Raw genomic sequence first — 2831 nt, 5'->3', positions numbered from 1 at the left:
ATCTGCACCAGGTCGAGCATCTCGCCCACGCGCTTGGCGATGGTCTCGCGGGCGAGTCCGTCCTGCTTCAGGCCGAAGGCGATGTTCTGCTCCACGGTCATGTGCGGGAACAGCGCATAGGACTGGAACATCATGTTGACCGGCCGCTGGTACGGCGGCAGCGCATCCATCCGCTGGCCATCGACGGTGATGCTGCCCTTGGTGGGTGTCTCGAAGCCGCCCAGGCAGCGCAGCAGGGTCGACTTGCCGCTGCCAGAGCCACCGAGCAGCGCGAATATCTCGCCCTTGCGGACGTCCAGGTTGACGTCGTCGACGGCGACGAAGCCATCGAATTCCTTGCGCAGATCACGAATGGAGAGATAGCCGGGCACACCGGTCGCTTCGACGACGGCGGCTTCCGGCTGGGCTTCAACGGGCATGGGGGCTCCGGGAGCGGGCGGTGGACAGCGGCCGCCATTCTACCGGCCGGGGGCCGATGGGGATATGACGACGGCGGGCGGGAAGGCGCCGCTGGCCGTCCTGGAGTACCGGACCGGTGTCGGGTTTGGCCCGCAAATGGCGCACTCCAGGCGCAACACGCGCCCCCTGCGTGGCCGTTGCCTGGTGTTTCCGCCTTGGCCTGCGGGTGCCGCGCCGAATCTGCAACGCTTTTCAGAACCGGGAGCCTTGATCGCCCGCCACTACCCCGTCGCAATCCCCAGGATCGAGGCCGACCATGGACGAACACGCGTGACATCCGCAGACACTTCTGTCTTCGCCCCACCCGCCCCCCAGCCCTCGTCAGCTGATCGGCTGGAGGTGGCCATCATCGGCGCCGGCCAGGCCGGGCTGTCACTCAGCACGGTCCTTCAGGAGGCCGGCATCAAGCATCGCGTACTGGAGGCGGAAACCGTGGGCGCCAGCTGGCGGCGGCGCTGGGATTCCTTCCAGACCAACACCGCCAACGCGACGATGGCCCTGCATGGCCACGCCTATGCGGGCGACGACCCGGAGGGCTTCATGGCTGCACCGGAAGTGATCCAGCGGCTCCGCGACTACGCCAGCGAAAGGTCACTGCCGATCCACGAAGGCTGCGCGGTCCTGCGTGTCACGCCCAAGGCGGGCGGCTACGCCATCGAATCCAGCCGCGGGCCGATCCAGGCCGCTGCGGTGGTGGTGGCCACCGGCGAATACGGCCGTCCCCGGATGCCCCGCGTTCCCTTTGCGCCCGGGCCGGCGCTGGCGGTACTGCACTCCAGCAACTACCGCAATTGCCGGCAGCTTCCCGACGGCGCGGTGCTGGTCATCGGCGGCGGCCAGTCCGGCGCGCAGATCGCCCAGGATCTCCGCGCCAGCGGCCGCAACGTGTATTGGTCGCTGGCCGAGCGCCATTCRCATACGCGCCGGCTGCGCGGCAAGGATTCGATGACCTGGTGGGACATGGCCGGACGCATCCACCAGCATGTGAGTGAATCGGCCGGGGTGCTCGCCGGGGAGCCGGACGCGCTGCGCAAGGCCCGGACCGCAGAGTTCCCGCTGATTTCCGGCAAGGGACGCGCAGGCCTGGGCAGCTCGATCAGCCTGCTGTCGATGCATCGCGAGGGCATCACACTGCTGGGCCGCCTGCAGGGCTTCGACGCGGACATCGCCCGCTTCGCCGATGTCCGCCCACAGCTGCGCACTGCGGTCGAAGCAACGCGGGCCGAGTACGCCTATCTCGATTCACTGGCAAGCGGGTACTACGCCACGCGGCCCGAACCGCGCACCGATGACGCCCGCTACATTCCAGAAGAGGTGTACCTGCACTGGGAGCCTGACGCCTCGCCGTGCGAACTGGATCTGAACGCTGCCGGCATCCGCTCGGTTGTCCTCGCCACTGGCTTCGTCGCCGAATGGCCGTGGCTGGATGTGGACGGCGTGCTGGACGAACACGGCTACCCGCTCGGCGAGTTTGGTGTCTCCCCGCAGCCTGGTCTGTTCTTCATCGGCATGCACAACCTGCAGCGGATGAGCTCATCATTCCTGTGCAACGGCGGTCGCGATGCGCGCGACCTGTTGCCCGCCATCCTGCGGCACCTTGGCCGGGCCGGCAATACCGGCGCCGGCGCAGGGCAAGGCAGCTGCCGGGCAAGGCCCGGCGCTACCGGAAACGCTTAGCGACCGGTCTTCACCTCGGTCCACAGCCGGGTGTAGAGCTTGTCGGTCTCCGGCGTGTTGATCGAATAGGTGAACATCTTCGCCGCCACGTCGGCCGGCGGGTAGATTGTCGGGTCGGTGCGGATCGCCTCGTCCACCAGCGGGGTCGCGGTCGGCACCGGGTTGCCGTAGTGGATGAAATTGGTGTTGGCCGCGGCGACCTTCGGTTCCAGCAGATAGTTGATGAACGCGTAGGCCGCTTCCGGGTGCTTGGCATCCTTCGGGATGGCCAGCATGTCGAACCACTGCGGCGCGCCTTCCTTCGGGATCGAATAGGCCACGTGCACGCCATTGCTGGCCTCGGCCGCACGGTCGCGGGCCTGGATGATGTCACCCGACCAGCCCACCACCAGGCAGGTGCCGCCGTTGGCCAGCGAGCCCACGTACTGCGAGGAGTGGAAGTTCTGCACGTACGGGCGGATCGACTTCAGCAGGTCCGCCGCCTTCTGCAGGTCGGCCGGATCGCCGCTGTGCGGATCCAGGCCCAGGTAGTGCAGCGCGATCGGAATCATGTCCGCCGGCGTGTCCAGGATGGTCACGCCGCAGTCCTTCATCTTGCTGATGTTTTCCGGCTTGAACACCAGGTCCCAACTGTTGGCGATGTCGGCGCTGCCACCGAAACGCTCCTTCAGCATGTCCACGTTGTAGCCGATGCC

General features: G+C 67.3%; 3 protein-coding genes. 1 reads left to right on the top strand and 2 read right to left on the bottom strand.

Translation table 11 applies throughout. The features are described 5' to 3' along the window. The coding region (locus tag AB4Y84_RS18380) for an ABC transporter ATP-binding protein (RefSeq protein ID WP_442250613.1) at positions 1-419 on the bottom strand (419 nt) is incomplete at its 3' end. Here AB4Y84_RS18380 and AB4Y84_RS18375 point away from each other — a divergent pair. Continuing rightward, positions 418-2136 carry an NAD(P)-binding domain-containing protein gene (locus tag AB4Y84_RS18375; RefSeq protein WP_428704128.1) on the top strand — a complete coding sequence of 573 codons (1719 nt, stop codon included), beginning with the start codon at positions 418-420 and terminating at the stop codon, positions 2134-2136. The genes AB4Y84_RS18380 and AB4Y84_RS18375 overlap by 2 nt on opposite strands. Here AB4Y84_RS18375 and AB4Y84_RS18370 read toward each other — a convergent pair. Next, positions 2133-2831: extracellular solute-binding protein (locus AB4Y84_RS18370; RefSeq protein ID WP_442250612.1), on the bottom strand; the 699-nt coding region annotated here is incomplete at its 5' end. The genes AB4Y84_RS18375 and AB4Y84_RS18370 overlap by 4 nt on opposite strands.

The organism is Stenotrophomonas sp. 2YAF22 (assembly GCF_052114665.1).
Lineage (GTDB): Bacteria > Pseudomonadota > Gammaproteobacteria > Xanthomonadales > Xanthomonadaceae > Stenotrophomonas > Stenotrophomonas indicatrix.
Note: the sequence above shows the minus strand (reverse complement) of the source record. Positions and strands in the feature narration are given on the sequence as shown.